This window comes from Paraburkholderia sp. EB58 (assembly GCF_050436665.1).
Taxonomy (GTDB): Bacteria; Pseudomonadota; Gammaproteobacteria; order Burkholderiales; family Burkholderiaceae; genus Paraburkholderia.
Window position 1 is genome coordinate 378596 of sequence record NZ_JBNDMQ010000001.1, and the last position, 16159, is coordinate 394754.

Consider the following 16159-nt stretch of genomic DNA (forward strand, 5'->3'; position numbering starts at 1 on the left):
TTATTGGTCGTGGTCGTTCAAAGGCAGCCACCACGACAAATCAAACCTGGTCCGTCATGGGCCGCGGCACAGATCGTATCACCCGGGTCGTTATAATCGACCGCAAAACCCGCCGCCTACCCCAGCCAGGCATTTACAGCAGCGTATTACAGTCACGTGGTGGAAAGGTAACTGTCAATATTGACAGGCAATGACAAGGCGAGCGGTTTTTACGTCATTCGCCGCCATTCTGAACGGAGATTGAAAACCGGCGCGATTTTGTTTATAAGTGAACTCTGGCGTGGTTTATATCAAAAAGCGCAGCAAACTACGGGTCCGGCCGCCAGTCTCGTGTTCTACGGTCATTTACACGTGAATCAGCAGCAACCCGTTAAGCACATGCCCGGAAACAACTACAGAGCCAATAGGCAAGAACGGATGAAGGTGTTTTGGCGAGGGTTTTATAGTGGAACTGCACCTGTTCGCTGGATCGGCAGCGACCCACTGCAACTCGACGTCGCTACGGGGAGGTGATGATGGACCCACGCTTTCATGATGCTTACCAGCGCTTTCTCGCTGCGAAAGACGAAGATCAGCTGTTCCAGCAGATCGCGTCGTTCGCGGCACAGCTCGGGTTCGAATACTGTTGCTATGGAATCCGGATGGCGGTGCCTGTATCGAAACCGGTGGTCGCCATCTTTGATACCTACCCGGAAGGGTGGATGGAGCACTATCAGCAGAGCAGCTTTCTAGACATTGACCCCACGGTCCGTGCAGGCATGCGCGGTTCGGAACTGATTGTCTGGCCGGAATCCCCGGACGGCGACGCGAAACGGCTGTGGGCCGACGCCCACGATTTCGGACTGAAAGTGGGCGCCGCCCAATCGAGCTGGGCCGCGCAGGGAGCGTTCGGCCTTCTGACACTGTCCCGCCCCGCTGATGGATTGAAGGAAACCGAGGTCGATTCGTTGACGCTTCCGATGAGCTGGCTCGCGAACGTATCGCATACGCTCATGAGCCGCTTCCTGATGCCTGTCCTCGCGCCCGAAAGTGCCGCGACACTGACCCTGCGTGAACGCGAGGTGCTGTGCTGGACAGGCGAAGGAAAGACCTCGTACGAGATCGGGCAGATCCTGAATATCTCCGAACGCACCGTCAATTTTCACGTCAACAACGTGCTGCTGAAACTGGCTGCGACCAACAAGACACAAGCGGTCGTCAAGGCGATCGCAATGGGGTTGATCTATACCACTTGAGCGACCTGAGGCGCTTGCGAGCACCGCCTGAGAGCGGTGCTCGCCGCTGCTATCACGGCGTAAAGTATTGCCGCCGTTGATGCTGGTCCTGATGCGCCGGGAACATGGTGGCGTAGAACTCAGTCCAGCCGCCCATCCGCACCCGCACGAGATCGTAGCGCTCCGGATCCTGCACCGCGGCCTCGTAGGTCGAAAGGTCAGCGCAAGTCAGCGTGATGAGGTTGGAGCCTACCTCACCGCGCGCATAGGCCTTGATGAAGCGCCGTAGATCCTCTAGCGGAAAGGACTCCTCGATATTCATGTCCACCGGCGAGGCGTTGGACAGACCGTATTCGACGCTCTCCGATTGCCAGCTCTTCATGGCCTGATAAATATTGCGGAACGCAGGCGATGGCGGAAGGTCCTGAGCAGCAGGCGAAGGCGACAGGTCCGAGGCGATGGGCATGCCGTTGCGCCGGCCATCGGCCGAAGCGCCACACGCGGCGCCATCTCCCACATAGCCCTCGAAGGTGCCAATACCTGGCGTCACCACAAACTCGAAGCCACCGTAGTTCTGGGCGATGGCATCCAGCGTGGGTTTAAGCGCCGGCGATGGCTGGCGAATCGCGTCGACGCACAGGCTCACCAGGTGTTCGAGCAACCAGTCGCCGAGTGCATTGACTTCGGCGTTGCCGCTACCCCACTTCGGCAACGACAACGCAGCCTGGCGGAGTTCCTGATAACGCCGGCCGCGTTCAGCGGAATCTGCCGGCCCCAGAAGCTGGTTCTGGTACGGCTCGATCATCGTATAGCCCCAGTCGTTGATCAGACAGTCGACCAGTTCGGGCAACGTAGTCAAAGCGCTGGCCGGATCGAATACGAGCTTTTGAATCGCGTAGAGCGAGTCGATCGTGTTCGATACGCTGACGCACAACGGCGCGATGATATGAAAGCGCGCGCCGCCGTTGGTCAGATCGCGTCCCTTCTCAACGCAGCCGTCTATCAGGACGGAAAGCAGCGGACTCGGGCAGATGTCGGCGAGGTTGCCATACGCGCCCAGGATCACGTTGTAGCTCTGAACGACGAGCCACTCCAGTTGCTGCAAAAAGATTGACTGCAACTGCTCAAAACTTTTGATTTCCGCGGCCGGCGGCGAGCGAAACGTCTGTTTCAGACCGCGCAGATACTCCGGCCCCGCAGCGCTATAGGTGGCGCCCTGGTTGATCGTCTGCTCGAGCGCGAGCAGTGGCGTGACGTTGTTGAAAGCAAACTCGGACGCACCGGCCAGCATCGGTTCGTAGCAGCCGTCCGCGGCGTAGTTGCGCGACCAGCCGCGGCTCACTTCCTTGCCTGAACGGAACAGCGCTTCGCACAACTTGTCGTCGTTATAGAGGATCGGTTGGGCACCGCCGGCGAGAATCGCCTTCGCGGCTTCGTCCAGCAGTTCATCCGGCATGTCCTTATAGACGCGCAGCGACAGCGTCGGCGCATTGACCGGAATCCGTCGCGCCGCTTTCAGACACAGCAAAGTCACCGGATTGGCGCCGCCCTCGGGCTGCTCACTATCGTTAGGCAGATAGCCGCCCACTGTGATCTGCTGCACCCATTGATTGATCCCGCCGCCTTGCGGAAAATTACCACCGAGTCCGCAGACTGCCGTGGTGCCGTAGCTGACGTAGTCATAGATGAACGCGCGATTCACGAATGCATTTTCGCCGATCTTGATGAACAGGCAATCGACGATCTCCTGGGCCCGAACCGGGTCCGGCGACTCGCGCTGAAGCAGCGGCCAGAGAATCTGATCGAGACGGCCGAGCGAGGTCAATTCACCGACGAGATGCAGACAGCAGTGGTAAGAGAAGATCAGTTGGACGGCATCATGGAAGGTGTTGGGCGCTTCGTCCACGAGGCGCCGCAGGCGAGCGGCGACCTCGCGCATGTTGGCCGCGTCAGCTGGGTTTGCGGCTTTAGTAGCAGCGGCGTCTGCGAGCTGCGCCCAGTTGCGCAGATAGTCCTGCACGCCGAGCAGCGACCACAGGGCCGATTCGTAGAAATCCCCCTCCGCACTTTGCTGCTGGGCACGCGCTGACGACAACTTGTCCTGCAACTGCGCGACGAGCCGCCCGAGCCCCTGTTCGACGAGGCGCTGATAGTCCGGCACCACGTGCCCCATGGCCGACCATTCGTTGAGCTCACCCTTTAGCCACGCGGCAAGGGTTTCATCCTTGCTCAGATACGGGACGACCTCCTTGCCACGGCCCAAGGTGAAATCGGGGATGACGCCAACGATCAGTTCTCGCGCGTCGATCCGCAGCAGGTCGTTATCGCGTGCGATGGCCGACTCCGATGACGACAGTAGATGAGCCAGCGTCTTGCGGTTGGCGAGTCCTTTGCGCAGCGGGACAGCGGCGCGTAGCACGGCGCTTTCGCTGTAGTCGACCAGATGGTCCAGATGAGGCAGGCGCGGGAAATCCCGCCGATCCACCCAGCCGTCGCGCCAGTGCGAAAAGGTTCGCCCCATCAGGCTGAGCAGACGCTCGCTGGGCGGGTCGCCGCCGATGTAGCGACCCGTTGCCATCTGATGCAGGTAGTCCTGCGAGTTGTAGAACAGATAGCCGTTCGCGCTGCGGACCTGCCAGTGCGGATCTTCGTAGACATCGTCAGGGCCGCTGACGTGCGGCACTTCCAGTTCGGCCGCCGCAGGGATGTACCAGTACGTGCCCCCTACTCCCTGGACCACGCTCATCAGGCGATCTACCGGACGGTCGGGACAGTCGCCCAGCAGATGGGCGAGAATTTTCTCGAACCGCTCCTGCTCGTTGCAGAATGCGACGAACATCAAGCCCTCCTCCCGTCCCGCGTGACCTGCCGATGCGCCGAAGGGAAGCGCCTGGCGCAGCAGCTTGCGGTTGTCGCCGTTGCTGTCGAGGACGTGGGCCCGATGGATATGCGAATGCGTGGCGTATTCCGGCAGCACGGTGCCGTCGGGATTGCGGCCGATCATCTCATCCTGGGTGTCGGGGGCTTGCGAGGCGATGGATGTCCAGTCGAACAGAAACTTCTGCGTGAACCCGAAACAGGCACCGCGATACGGACCGTCGATCAGGATGTCTTCGGTCAGGCTGACGGGATCGTTCGGGTTGGTGATGCCATCGAGATAGCGTCCACCCATCACGCGCCCATCGGGACGCTTGCCCGCGACGACGACGTCTATCTTCTCGGCGAGCGCCTCCAGCCTGGGCATAACCGGAGCGAGGAGCCGTGCCGCCGTTTGGTGGTCGGGCGCCTTCACGTACAGCAACACGTCACCGCCGGTGTTGCGAAACTTGACGCCGTGGTCGAGCACGGCGGTGTGGATGGGGATGTGCCGCTCGTTCCACTCGCCCCAAAGCGCCGGCGCGAAGGCGGCGACAAGACCGCTGCCGTTGCCACGAGCATCGATTGCGGCACTGAGATCTCGGATCAGACCGAGTACGGCCTCGCGAGAAGCCGGGTCGCGGCTCTTGAGATAGATCGTCAATATTTGCCCGAACACGGCGCGCATCGGCAAACCGCGTTGTGCGCTTTCTAGTGTTGCGTCAATCGTCATTGCAAAGTCCCCGTGTGTTTGTACGCCGGTCGTGCGGATTATTTATGTCGCAACAAAACCATCGCCCGTCACGCTAAAGCGATGTCAGAAAAACTGGATGTGGGAGGGTGTTCTACGAATTGCGTCAGATGACATCGAATGACTTCGCTCCGGGCGCGTCATTCGGGGCCGAGTGCGTTATCTGCAGCGGTCGCGCGCCAGCAAGGCAAGCCGCGACCGGGCGACCAGTTCCTGGTCATAGTTGGACAGGCAACCATTAAGGTTGCGCGTGACGGGGAACGTCGCCACCCCGCGGACGCCCGTGCCTCCCGACTGCAGCGAATCGGGCAGCTCACGTGAGAAGTGGATGACCCGCGAGTTCGTGCGCGTGATTTGCAACTCCCCCTCGTCGACCAACGCGCGCAGCATCCCCAGAACGGTTACGCGCGAAACGGAAAACAATTGGGCCAGTTGCGTCGCCGTGTATTTGTGCCCGCATTGCATGCGGTTTAGTAGCGCGATCTTGGTCAGTGTCATGGAGCCTCGAATCCGTTTGGTATCGATACGGGCGTGTTTTTACAAAACACCAACAGCGGCGCGATGTGCGCATTCCATGTTGCGGCAGGCCCGTCGTGACGTTTGTCGCGCGGGCCTGCTCGTCTTTTTTGTGCTCTCAGGTTCCAGCAGCCTTTGGTAAGGCTTAAAACTTTTCTTTGCGCCGTGCGGGCACGGCGCGGGTTCGTGGGCGGTTGGTGGGTTTGGTGGCGTTCCTCGCCCGCCTACCGATTCACGAAGTCCGATTATGCGTGACGACTATTTGGGAGATAACTGTCAGAAATGACAGTATCGGTGGCGGGGTGGAAATGGTGTGGGGTGGGTCTGGGGTGGTGAGGGTGAGTTGCGGTGGGTGGCTTTTCCGCACTCGTCAACTGTCAAGCTTTCCGGTTGCTTTCTTGTGGTCGCTGCTGTTCGTGCGCGATACTGGCCGGTCCGACGAGCGATCGCAACGGTCGAAAGATGGTCTTCCGTGACTTATTTGGCAGCGGCAGGTTATCGGCCTGAGCCGCCGTTCAGGCGACGATGTGGGTAAGGCATCTGTAGATCAGTCTCCTGCCGTTCAAACATCGATGGCGGCCAATGTCAGGTCCCAATCTCAGCGAACGCGTGCTGCCGCCCCTTCTCGGCCACTCGCGTTTCTCCGAAGCGGACACTCCGGAAGCTACATAGGTCGCGTTGGTGGTCGTGTACCTAGCAATCGGCGCGCGTCAAGGTGGTTGTCGCCTCGGTTAAGCAGCACGAGGCTGTTTATCTGCCATGTGCGAGTTCATCGCGACGACTGATTCGCGTTCAGGGTTGAGCGTCACAGCACCGACTGGCGTCCAGTTGCGCGTATGGCGCGACCAGCGTGCCGGATTGCGTTCGCGCGCCGTCTCGTACAGTGCGTGACGCGCCGCGAGGATGACGTGATCGTCGCCGGCATGGCGCTGCGCCGGACTCACGTAGCGGATGCCGCTGTGACGATGCTCGAAGTTGTACCAGTGCACGAACGCGGAAGCCCAGGTACGGGCTGCGCTCAAATCATCGAAACCCGTGGCCGGGAACTCCGGCCGGTACTTCGCGGTGCGGAACAGCGCCTCGGCGTAGGCGTTGTCGTCGCTGACCCGGGGTCGCGAGTACGAGGGTTTGATGCCCAGCCAGTGGAGCATCGCCAACACCGTGGTGGCCTTGAGCGTGGCACCGTTATCACCGTGCAGCACCGGTCTGGCCTCAAGGGCTGCAATGTCTTCAGCGAGTGCCGTGCGACGCACCAGGTGAGCAGCATGTTCGGCAGCGTCGCTGTCGTGCACCTCCCAGCCCACGATCTTGCGGCTGTACAGGTCCAGGATCAGATACAGGTGGAACCATCGACCGGTTACGGTTGCAGGTAGATAGGTCATGTCCCAACACCAGACCTGGCGCGGCGCCGTGGCGATATGTGTGGTCGGCGGCCTGGTGGTCGCAGGAGCCCTGGCCCTGCCGCGACGGCTCATTTGCCCATGCTCGCGCAGCACGCGTGCAAAGGTCGATTCGCTTGCGATGTACACGCCTTCGTCAGCCAGCATCGGCACGATACGCGCCGGCGGCATATCGGCAAAGCGCGGCTCGTTGGCCACGCGCAGCACTTCAGCACGCTCGGCCAGGTTCAGCGCATGCGACGGAAGCGGGCGCCTCGCCCCGGGCCTGGCGTCGCCTGTAACGAGCCCCTGCTGGGCTTTCCAGCGCTGCAGGGTACGCACATCGATCCCGGCCGCCTCGCAGGCCAGACGCAACCGTGCGCCAGCCAGATTTGCCGAATCGATTTCCCGGGCCAGCCGCTGGCGATCTTCGAGGCCGATCATTCGTCCTCGCCCTTGTCCGTGTTGAAGATCGCCCCGAGTTTTTTTGACAGTACCAGCAATGCTGCTGCCTCGGCCAGCGCCTTCTCCTTGCGCCGCAGTTCGCGTTCGAGCTCCTTGATGCGGCGCTGGTCCTGCTTAGTCTGCTGTGGACTGGCACGGGCCTCTTCGGGCTCGGCCAGCGCCTGCGTGGCCGCCGCCCGCCACTGAGCCAGCTCCTGTGGATACACGCCATGCTCACGGCACCACGCACTCCTGGCTGTCTGGTCCATTGCGGCCGTACTCAACACCGCGTCGAACCGGGCCGCCGCTGTCCATGCCCGCTCGCGAGCGGGCATGGACAGCGCATCGCTACGCCAACGTTCCAGCGTCTGAACGCCTACGCCCATCTCCCGCGCAATGTCCTCAACTGCTGCGCTTTCCGGCGGCAGCAATCGCGCCACAGCCCTATCCCTGAATGCTTGTCCGTATCGTGCCAACTCGTTCTCTCATCATCGCCCCCTGTTCATAGATTCTATCCGGGCGACAACTATTCTGACGCGGGGGGCAATGTTCAACAGCACAGAACGACTGCGGGACACGCATCAATCCCTTGCGACCATCACCTTGTTCTCATGTTTGGTGCCGCCAAGCTCAAAGTACGCTATCCCGTCCTGTGTCATTCCGCGAGAACGATAAAAAGAAATCGCCTTCTCATTTTGGGAGTTAACGATTAGCCAGATTGCTCGATCTCCGGTCCTAGCCATTGCAATACTTCTGGCGTGAGTCAGCAATGCCGATCCGATGCCACGGCCAGCAAACGAGTCCTGGATGTAGAGTGTTTCAATCTCGATGGGAACATCGGCATGGTACGAATCGAAGCGCATGACAATGTAGCCGGCAAGATTGGCTTCTACCTCGGCAACCAATAGAACGACGCCCGGATCGGCCATTAGAGCCAGGATATTTTCTGGCGTAAATGTCGTCAGGACATACTGCGCGATAACCTTGGACACGCCCGCCGCTGCATAAGTGTGCACCCACACATGTGCGCCAAGTACCGCGATGCACGCTGCGTCTTCCGGTCTGGCTGTTCTTATCGAATGCGTAGCTTTCATCTTGTTCTTTTTCAGAGTCTGTTGGTAAAGGTGGGTTCGACGTGCCGGCGGGCGCCCAACGACCACATGTGGCAAAACCCCGCCCTCAACGGGGCACTACGCCCGTTGGAGGGAATGCCTCGCTCAGCTGAGCCTGTCCCGTCCCCGCCGCGACCATTCATCGGCAACATCGCCCATATTCTTGGGTGTCCCGTTTCGAATCCATGCCATGAAATCGCGATCGAATTTGAAGTCAGGCCCGCACTCACGGGTTAGAAAGCGACGCACATTCTGAGTATTTCTGTAAGCTTGGTCGACCGGTGTCGTCCGCGTGATATGACCACCGTGCCAGTCGAAGTCCATCGCCATTCTCCATTGTGGTGGTTGGCAGCGCGCGCGCCGTGCTCGGGGACAATTTCTCTGAAGCGCTCTCCCCGGTGGTCAACTAGGGGGCAGGAGATCGGTACGTCACAAAGTGCTCATCTTTTGTCACGACGCTGAAGCCGAGCTTCTGATAGAAGCGCATCGCCCCTTGATTGCACAAAAAACATGAATGCGTCAATGGCCGGTCGGACTCGGACGCACGCGACAGCAACGTTTGCATCACCCGCCGACCGATCCCTCGACTGCGATATTCTGGTTGCAGAAGCAACAGCGACAAGTGAACTTCCTCGATCTCATTCTTTAGCGCAATATATCCCACCGTTACCGATCCTAGCGTTACCAAAATAAAATCCGGATCGCGATAGGACGTGTTGAATCGCTCTTGCTAGAAGTTCTCGTCCCAACCAAATGTCTGAGCGATAACCATGTCGCGTTTTGCGGCTCGATATTTTTTTTGGACCTCTCGCCACAAAACGCCGACCGCGTTCAAAAGCGACTCAGGATTTCCTTCTTTTTCTGATCGTAGTCGGCCTGGGTAATCAACCCTTTCTGCAGCATTCCTTTAAGTTTGTCGAGCCGTGCCGTGGTGTCATCCTGCGCGTCCTTAGCATCGTTGGGTGCAACCGGCGAAGCATAGGAGGTGGGACCGAAAACAGCGGAAACGTACCTTTGTTCCAGTAATGCGTGTTGCATTTTATTCAACGCATCTTCCATAGCGCAACGGCCCGCTATTCCGAAGTCACCTTTAAAGTCAGAGAAACCAGTTGCCTGACCGTTCCCAATCACTCTCGGGTTCGCCAGGACCTTTCCGTTCGTGTCCCGCACAACCGTTGTCATATCAACAGTAAAATTCGTAGGCGGCCAGGTGAAAAAGCCTGTCGATCCCGAGTCTGTGATCACCTCCGGAGTCACGGTAAAGCTGATGCCGTTTCTCGACAAACTTGCGCTATCCGATGAGGTCACCGTGACGACGTTTTCAAAGACGTTGGACAGCATTTTTTCGTATCCGGCCTCCATATCCCTGTAGGGGAAGTATCGAACGTTATCTCCCCCTCCTCCAGGCGTCGTCACTTCCAGACTATTGAGCGTGGCAGGCATCACCATGCCGACGGTAGCGCTAATCTTCGGTGCATCGCTTGGTGTCCGGTATATGTTTGCCGAGTTTGGAGCAATCTGTATCGGATGGGCGCAACCCGACAGGGCAAAAACTGCAATGAGAAAAGCGACGTTTCTGATTTTTTTCAATTGATTCCCCGATTTTTGTTCGTAACATCTGGTCGGCGGCACACGCCCCTGCGCGGCCAATCCACCCAAGTTAAGAAATGGAGATCTTTCAGCAAGGTTTTTGCGTCATGGATTTGTGGGGTTTCGAGCGGGGTCTCCGTTGCTTTGAGATTCCTGGTCGATGACGGAAGGTATGGCGAGCGATGAGGGCCAAGGCGTCCGCCAGCAAGGTCGCCGCGGCGATGCCGAGCAACAGGGATGGCAGTAGAGGCTTGAGCACGGAGTGCACGTAAGCGCGGTTGATGCGTCGGTCGGGCGGCAATTCATGGCAGGTGTGGGCCGTCAAGGTGGTCAAAGCCTGCAGGTTGTCGCACAGCACCCTGGCGGCGAGATTTTGTACGACAGCCCGTTGTGACAGTCCCGAAACATGCTCGAGGTTTAACCGGTGCTTGAGGCGCTTGAATGCTTCTTCTATTCGCCAGCGCTGATGGTAGAGATCGCCAAATTGACTGGCCGGATAGCGCGCGCTGTCGAGTAAATTCGTCATCAGGACCCGCACCTTGCCAGGGGATGCCACGTGACGCACCAGGCGCACGGTTAGCGCCATGGCAGGACATTCGTAATCGACTGCGTCGCGATGGTCCGGGGCGCGCAGAGTGACGATTTGCTCGTCCAGTTCGGAGCGGAGAAACTGACGTACGCAGGCAAAGCCGCCATTGCCGGATTGCTCGACGCGCATGCAAAAAGGGATGCCGCGCTGATTCAGGACGGCAGGCAGCCACCGGCAGGGATAGCCCCGATCGAGCAGCAGGAGATCGTCGCTGGAGAGGCGATCCAGGTGCTCGAACAGCATTTGACGCTCGCTCTCATGCACGCTATGCAGGGAGGCGGCCAGCATCAGTTCAGCGCCAGGCAGGAAGAGTCCGAACACAAGTTGGTCGGGCAGCGCGGCACGCTTGACATGGCTGGCACGCAGGCCGAAACGGACGGTGGAGGCATCGGCGGCGACCAGCCTCAAGCCGTTCCAGCGCGGCACATAACCATGGCGCCCGGCTTGCTCGAGCAGCCAGTCATTGAGCGCCGGAATGGCGGTCGTGGAGAGTTTGGCGCGCGCTTGCGCGAACGCTTGCCCGGATACCTTGCGCAGCAATTGCGCCTGTTGCTGCAGGTGTCCGAAGAACGCGTCCAGTTCGGTCTGGACGCTCTTGCGCATGCCGGTGAGCATCAATGCGATCAGTGCCGGCAAGGGCAATTTGCGACGACGTTGGAACGCCGTGGGATGCTCGGGATCGCAAGCAAGCTGACGAAACTGGTCAGTCTGCATATGGGCTGCGAGATCGGCGAGCAGAGTGGAAAGAGACATGGGGCCAACGAAGATCAAAAAGATCCTCATTGGCCACCGCCCTATTGGCGTCTAAAAAGACGCCAATAGGGCGGTGGCCGCGCGAAGTTGGCTTCACGTCAAGTGTTTTTTCAACTCGATTGAGTTTCGGCGCGGCAGACGAGCTTAAATTGGGTGGATTGCTGCGCGGCCGGACGAAGTCCCCGATGAAACGCGTACAGCGAAGGGATCACCAGGCGACGCGCAATAATATACCTGGCGGTTGTCGACAATGTAGGTGTCGGCGTCGAACGGCCAAAATTGGTCGCGCCACGCCAATCACGAACCAAAAAGCCACGACCGGCTCTACGCGAATGCAACGCAAGGGGGCAGTCTTCTCGTCATTAACGAGCCTGATGCTTCCGGCTGGTAGCCTGTCGTAACATGTAACCTCCTTTCCGGAAGCGACAATGACAAAGACTACCTTTCCGGCTTTATTGTTTGTCCTTGCGGGATGCACGACCGCGGCCGTGCCGGTTTCCAGTACGACGCCTGGCGCGGCGAAACAACCCGCTACATCAACTGTTCCTGCATCCGATCAAGCAGATCAGGGGCATCCCGAGGTTCCTCACAGGAACCCGAAAATGGATGGGCCACCAGGTTATTGATGAAATCGCCATTCCGTGGGTGCATGCCTGCTATTCATAGAGCGATCTCGTCGAGCGCCAGGCCCAGTAGCGCGCGAGGGCGATCGCAACAATTTCCATCGCGCCAGCGATGATAGCGAACACCCTATCAACGCCGAATTCACGCAGGAAGAACGCGATGAAGAAGCCAACGAAGATCGACGACAGCCGGCCCCACTGATACACGATACACACCGATCGGTGCGCATGCGACAGGTGGTAACGGGCTGGCTTCGACCCATTGCAGCGGTTTTCCGGCAACCGTTCGCCAGCCGGGACTTGCAACGGGCGCACGGGAAACCGAGCCTCGCCGCGGCATCGAGCGGTGCCTTTCTGGGGTGTAGGTCAGTTAGACGGTTGAATTTATCGACTGTCGACGACCTAAGGGCGCGGCTCGAGTGTCTCAAACTGGCCGACCAGCGCCCTACGGCGGAGCGCGGCGATCACCTCGGGCGCCGCCTCATGCAGAAGGCATAAATCGACCCGTAAGGGACCTTCGCGCCAACCAACAACGGTCATTCGTGAAGCGAGCGCGAGGCTGCACTGCTAAAAACGGGTACTATCTGGAGAGGGTCCACCTGTGCGCTTTTTCAAAGGCGCTCGGCGGAATTACATAATATGCGAAACAAATTATGCTTTCATTAAGCCGAATGCGGAGAAATATTTTGGCACTCTTTATAATATTCGGACTATGGGTGCATATATAGTTTTCCGCCCAATTCTATTTTTAAAAAATTTTAATCATGACCCTGCCGCCCAAGCTACCGATCAGCAAATTCAATGCATTTTTTGTGATAGTCAATTCGATTGTCATTCTTTGTTCTGCGGCAGAAATTATTATCTCAAGGAATCATAATTCGTACGCGGCTGGCGAATTGATGTCGGCTATATTGGTCTCGTCAATTTTAATTTTTCTCGCTTGCATTCAGTATGATTCATTCAGGAGCGGCGAGATTCGGCTAGGACGAGTTAGTGCATATTTAATAATTAGACGAAAAAATAGTCCTATCATTTTTTGGTTCATGTTCTTATTTCTCACTGGTATCTGGATGGTATTGCTTGCCGTTGATTGCAGAATATTTTCGGAATTTACAATAAAATTGACTTTGAACTAAACTAGATGGGCGCATGGGGTGTAAATAGCCCTTATTTAATAAGGGCGATGCTAAATATAAATGGCCGCGAGTGTGGGAATTGTCGACGATCCCGAGGTGATTGTTGAAAGTCCGTTTATGGCCGACCACGGTCCGACACGCTTCTCGCTCAACCGACCGCGATTGCTCGGAACGCCATCAGAAATAATTTGACGACCGATTCAACGGCGAGCCTATTAGAGTTCCATCACAGCGCCTGAATTATCGAAGTAGTAGATGTTTTCGTGCTTGAAACCCCAGCGCCCGCCTTGCAGGCTTATGTGAGGTTCAAAGGTGAAGCATGCTACCTCGCCGAGACGGCGATGATTCCCAGCTTCGATATACTGCCGGTCGTCTCTGCGTTGGCAAATGCTGTGGCCAACGTTTCCGAGAAAGTCGAGGTTTTCGAATCCTTCATCGCGGATCTGTGCATTGGCGAACTCATACAGATCGTGGAAAGAAGTATCGGGGCGAACAAACTCACGCATCTTCTGATGCAGACGGCTCTCCATCTCATATCCGGATACGAACTCTGGGGTGGTCGGTTCTATGCGTGCGACGCCTTCTTCGATGTAGAAAGACCGCGCACAGTCACCCCAGATATCCCCACTTCGCGGACTAAGATCGACCGTCACAAGGTTTCTCAAGCCGACGGGTTCCGTGCTGGGCTCGTACACCCGCCCCGACAACGAAGCCTTACTACGAGAACCCAATAAAACAAACGCCGGACAGTTGTAGTACCACGTGTCTGGATAACCGCGTTCAGCAAGCATAGCCGCCGCTGCTGTTGCAATCGAAGTCTCTGTGGACTCGGGTGTTATATGTCCAACCAACCGCTGCAATACATCTTTGGCCGCGGCTTGAACGGGTTTATTCAATGGGATCGGCAATACAAGCTCCGTGGTTTCGAGGTACGAATTTGCGCAGGATCACCATCGATTGTCTGCGATCTAAGCCTCCGTGTCGAAGTCCGTTCCCGGCCGGTCACAGCCCTATGCGAGTGGCCTGTCTCGACCACCGCGAACAAATGGCGCCGACAAAGCGCTTGCTCGGTTCAACGACTAGGCCGTCCACTTTGCCAAATCAGATTTTTCCGCCAATATCGCGATCTTCCTCACCTCGCCCAGCGACGACACAGGAGAGACCCGCATGAACTCGCAAATATGTGCAGTGCTTGTGTATGTGCCAGATGTACCGGCCGCATTAGACTGGTACCAGTCAGCTTTTCGAGGCGCTGAGAGGCGCTTTCTTGACGAGTTCAATCTGACCTACCTCGAATTCAATGGCATCAGACTCGAAATTGTTCCCGCTGACGCAAAATTATCGGCGGGATCGGCAGGCACAGTTGTCTACTGGACCGTCGACGACTTCGAAGAAGCACTAAAGCACTTCCTGCGCATAGGTGCCACGCTTTATCGTGGGCCAGGCCAGGTGGAAGCCGGCAAGCAGATGTGCATGCTGCGCGACCCTTGGGAAAATTGCATTGGGCTCTACGGTTAAGCGAAAATCGTCGACCATTAGCGGACCCGGTGTCAAGTGAGCAAACAATACCCTCGGCTGCGTGAGCAGCCGATTCTTGTTCTACCCGACCGAATGCAGTAGCAGAGCGCACCCGATTCTTCGATTCATGGCTGCGACGGATCGCGCCAGACACCCATCAGGCTCAAGCGATTGGCGCACATCGGTTGCCTGTCGCCCTGGTGGCTTTGCCACCCCAGAAGAACTTTGGTGCCGCAACGTGTCCATCAGGTTCGCACAATACTCGTGGTTACCAAACCTCCGGCACCAATCCAGGTCTGGCTCGCGTTGCGGGCGATCCGCTTTGCTGCACATCGGGGACGGCGGCACGACATCCCATTCAATCGCGGTGGTTTCTCGCCAGTCGACGATCAGGGCTTGCCGGTCGCCGTCGTAAGGCTTAAGCGAAGCAGCGGGTCACATCAAATGGCTTTCGCTCCTTCAGCATGTGGAAGCACGCACGCGCCAGTTTGTGTGCCAGTGCCTTGCGGGCGATCACCGGATTAGTCTTCGCTTTCTTGCGCTCATAGAACTGCCGGGCTTCGGCGCTAAAGCGCATCGCGAAGTTGGCCGCCTCGATGAACGCCCAGCACAGGTATGGATTTCCGTTCCTGGTATTGCCCTCACCCTTCTTCTTGCCGTTGCTCATGCGCTGGCTGTCCACACACCGCGCGTAAGAGGCGAAGTTGCCAGCGCTTGCGAAACGCTCGATAGTTCCGGTTTCCAGCACGATCACGGTGGCAAGGGCTTGGCCAATGCCGGGCACCGTGGTCAGCAGGGCGTAGTCTGCGTGTGTCGTGACTTTTTCCTGAAGACGCTTTTCCACGATGGCAATCTGTGCCGACAGGGTCGTGATGACCGCGACGTTCGCGCGGACCGCGAGTGCCACGTCCTCCGGGAGGTGCAGTTGGTCGACAGCGGCCTCGTCCAGTTGCTTGACCTGATTGCTCGTGATTCGCGTGCCGCACTGACGCGCGGTTATGTTCTCGACGGCGAGGATGTGGGTGGTGCGGCTGCGCACCAATTGCATGCGCTTGCGCGCCAGGTCGCGCACCTCCCGGTGCTTCGCGGGCAGGATGGTGTCGGTAGGAAGGATGCCCAGGCGCAGTAAATGGGCCAGATAACGCGCGTCGGTCTCGTCACCACTGTGCTTGAGCCCATCGTATTTTTTGATCGCCGTGGTGTTGGCCAGATGTACCACGAAGCCGGCCGCTTGCAGGCCGTCGACAAGCCAGTACCAGTTGTATGTGGATTCGACCACGATGCCTGCCAGCTCAGCTCGCCACGGGGCAAGGAACGCCAGAATCCTTACCAGATCGTTCGGTAATCGCTTTTCGGCGACCACGCGGTCCGTTTCGTCAATCACACTCACCACGCTGTTGTTCGAATGCAGGTCAATGCCGCTATAGTTCATGATGACGTGCGACACGTAACGCTGTCCGCCGGACGTAAATCGGCAACGTAGTTGACGGCGAAGCTCTTTCTTGTCTTGTCACATTCGAGATCTTTCGAAATGTGACCTGCTGTACGACCAGCAGTTGCCTATCCGGACGTGCGCGATTGGCAACGATCGGGTTCGAAGCTTCGGAGACAACGTACTCTTCAGCAGACGGTTCACCGTGGCGACACGGCAGGAATCGACACTGCAAAGCCGTGCGGT

General features: G+C 58.1%; 12 protein-coding genes and 1 pseudogene. 2 read left to right on the forward strand and 11 right to left on the reverse strand.

Translation table 11 applies throughout. The features are described 5' to 3' along the window. The first annotated feature begins 515 nt into the window (after positions 1 to 515). Positions 516 to 1235 (forward strand): autoinducer binding domain-containing protein, encoded by a 720-nt coding sequence (locus P3T40_RS01785; protein ID WP_429265952.1) that lies wholly within the window; start codon positions 516 to 518, stop codon positions 1233 to 1235. A gap of 52 nt (positions 1236 to 1287) precedes the next feature. Here the strand turns inward: P3T40_RS01785 and P3T40_RS01790 are convergent, their stop codons facing one another. From P3T40_RS01790 to P3T40_RS01835, 10 genes and pseudogenes are all read right to left on the reverse strand, one after another. After that, entirely contained in the window at positions 1288 to 4803 is a 3516-nt protein-coding gene (locus P3T40_RS01790) for a Dyp-type peroxidase (RefSeq protein ID WP_429265953.1), read from the reverse strand. A gap of 177 nt (positions 4804 to 4980) precedes the next feature. Further along, positions 4981 to 5319 carry a hypothetical protein gene (locus P3T40_RS01795; RefSeq protein ID WP_429265954.1) on the reverse strand — a complete coding sequence of 113 codons (339 nt, stop codon included), beginning with the start codon at positions 5317 to 5319 and terminating at the stop codon, positions 4981 to 4983. 749 nt (positions 5320 to 6068) lie between these two features. Then, a protein-coding gene (locus P3T40_RS01800; RefSeq protein ID WP_429265955.1) for an IS3 family transposase occupies positions 6069 to 7636 on the reverse strand; the annotation gives its coding sequence in 2 pieces (ribosomal slippage) (positions 6069 to 7198 and positions 7198 to 7636; 1569 coding nt in all). Positions 7637 to 7741: 105 nt separating this feature from the next. Continuing rightward, positions 7742 to 8254, reverse strand: a complete 513-nt coding sequence (locus P3T40_RS01805) for an N-acetyltransferase family protein (protein ID WP_429265956.1) — start codon at positions 8252 to 8254, stop codon at positions 7742 to 7744. Positions 8255 to 8377: 123 nt separating this feature from the next. Next, positions 8378 to 8596, reverse strand: a complete 219-nt coding sequence (locus P3T40_RS01810; RefSeq protein ID WP_429265957.1) for a DUF6434 domain-containing protein — start codon at positions 8594 to 8596, stop codon at positions 8378 to 8380. Between the two features lie 82 nt (positions 8597 to 8678). After that, a pseudogene (locus P3T40_RS01815) lies at positions 8679 to 8966 on the reverse strand (GNAT family N-acetyltransferase); the annotation flags it as partial. A 137-nt stretch (positions 8967 to 9103) separates the two neighbouring features. Continuing rightward, complete coding sequence (locus P3T40_RS01820; protein ID WP_429265958.1) at positions 9104 to 9862, reverse strand: SHOCT domain-containing protein; 759 nt, start codon at positions 9860 to 9862, stop codon at positions 9104 to 9106. Between the two features lie 88 nt (positions 9863 to 9950). Next, on the reverse strand, positions 9951 to 11222 hold the full coding sequence (locus P3T40_RS01825) for an IS4 family transposase (protein ID WP_429265959.1): 1272 nt from the start codon (positions 11220 to 11222) through the stop codon (positions 9951 to 9953). 638 nt (positions 11223 to 11860) lie between these two features. Beyond that, complete coding sequence (locus P3T40_RS01830) at positions 11861 to 12034, reverse strand: hypothetical protein (RefSeq protein ID WP_429265960.1); 174 nt, start codon at positions 12032 to 12034, stop codon at positions 11861 to 11863. 1144 nt (positions 12035 to 13178) lie between these two features. Continuing rightward, positions 13179 to 13871, reverse strand: a complete 693-nt coding sequence (locus tag P3T40_RS01835) for a M24 family metallopeptidase (protein ID WP_429265961.1) — start codon at positions 13869 to 13871, stop codon at positions 13179 to 13181. 259 nt (positions 13872 to 14130) lie between these two features. On the opposite strand from P3T40_RS01835, the gene P3T40_RS01840 reads away from it, so the two are divergent. After that, positions 14131 to 14481, forward strand: a complete 351-nt coding sequence (locus P3T40_RS01840; protein ID WP_429265962.1) for a VOC family protein — start codon at positions 14131 to 14133, stop codon at positions 14479 to 14481. A gap of 418 nt (positions 14482 to 14899) precedes the next feature. Here the strand turns inward: P3T40_RS01840 and P3T40_RS01845 are convergent, their stop codons facing one another. Further along, positions 14900 to 15913: an IS110 family transposase gene (locus tag P3T40_RS01845; RefSeq protein ID WP_429266125.1), complete on the reverse strand. Its 1014-nt coding sequence runs from the start codon at positions 15911 to 15913 to the stop codon at positions 14900 to 14902. Between the last annotated feature and the right edge of the window lie 246 nt (positions 15914 to 16159).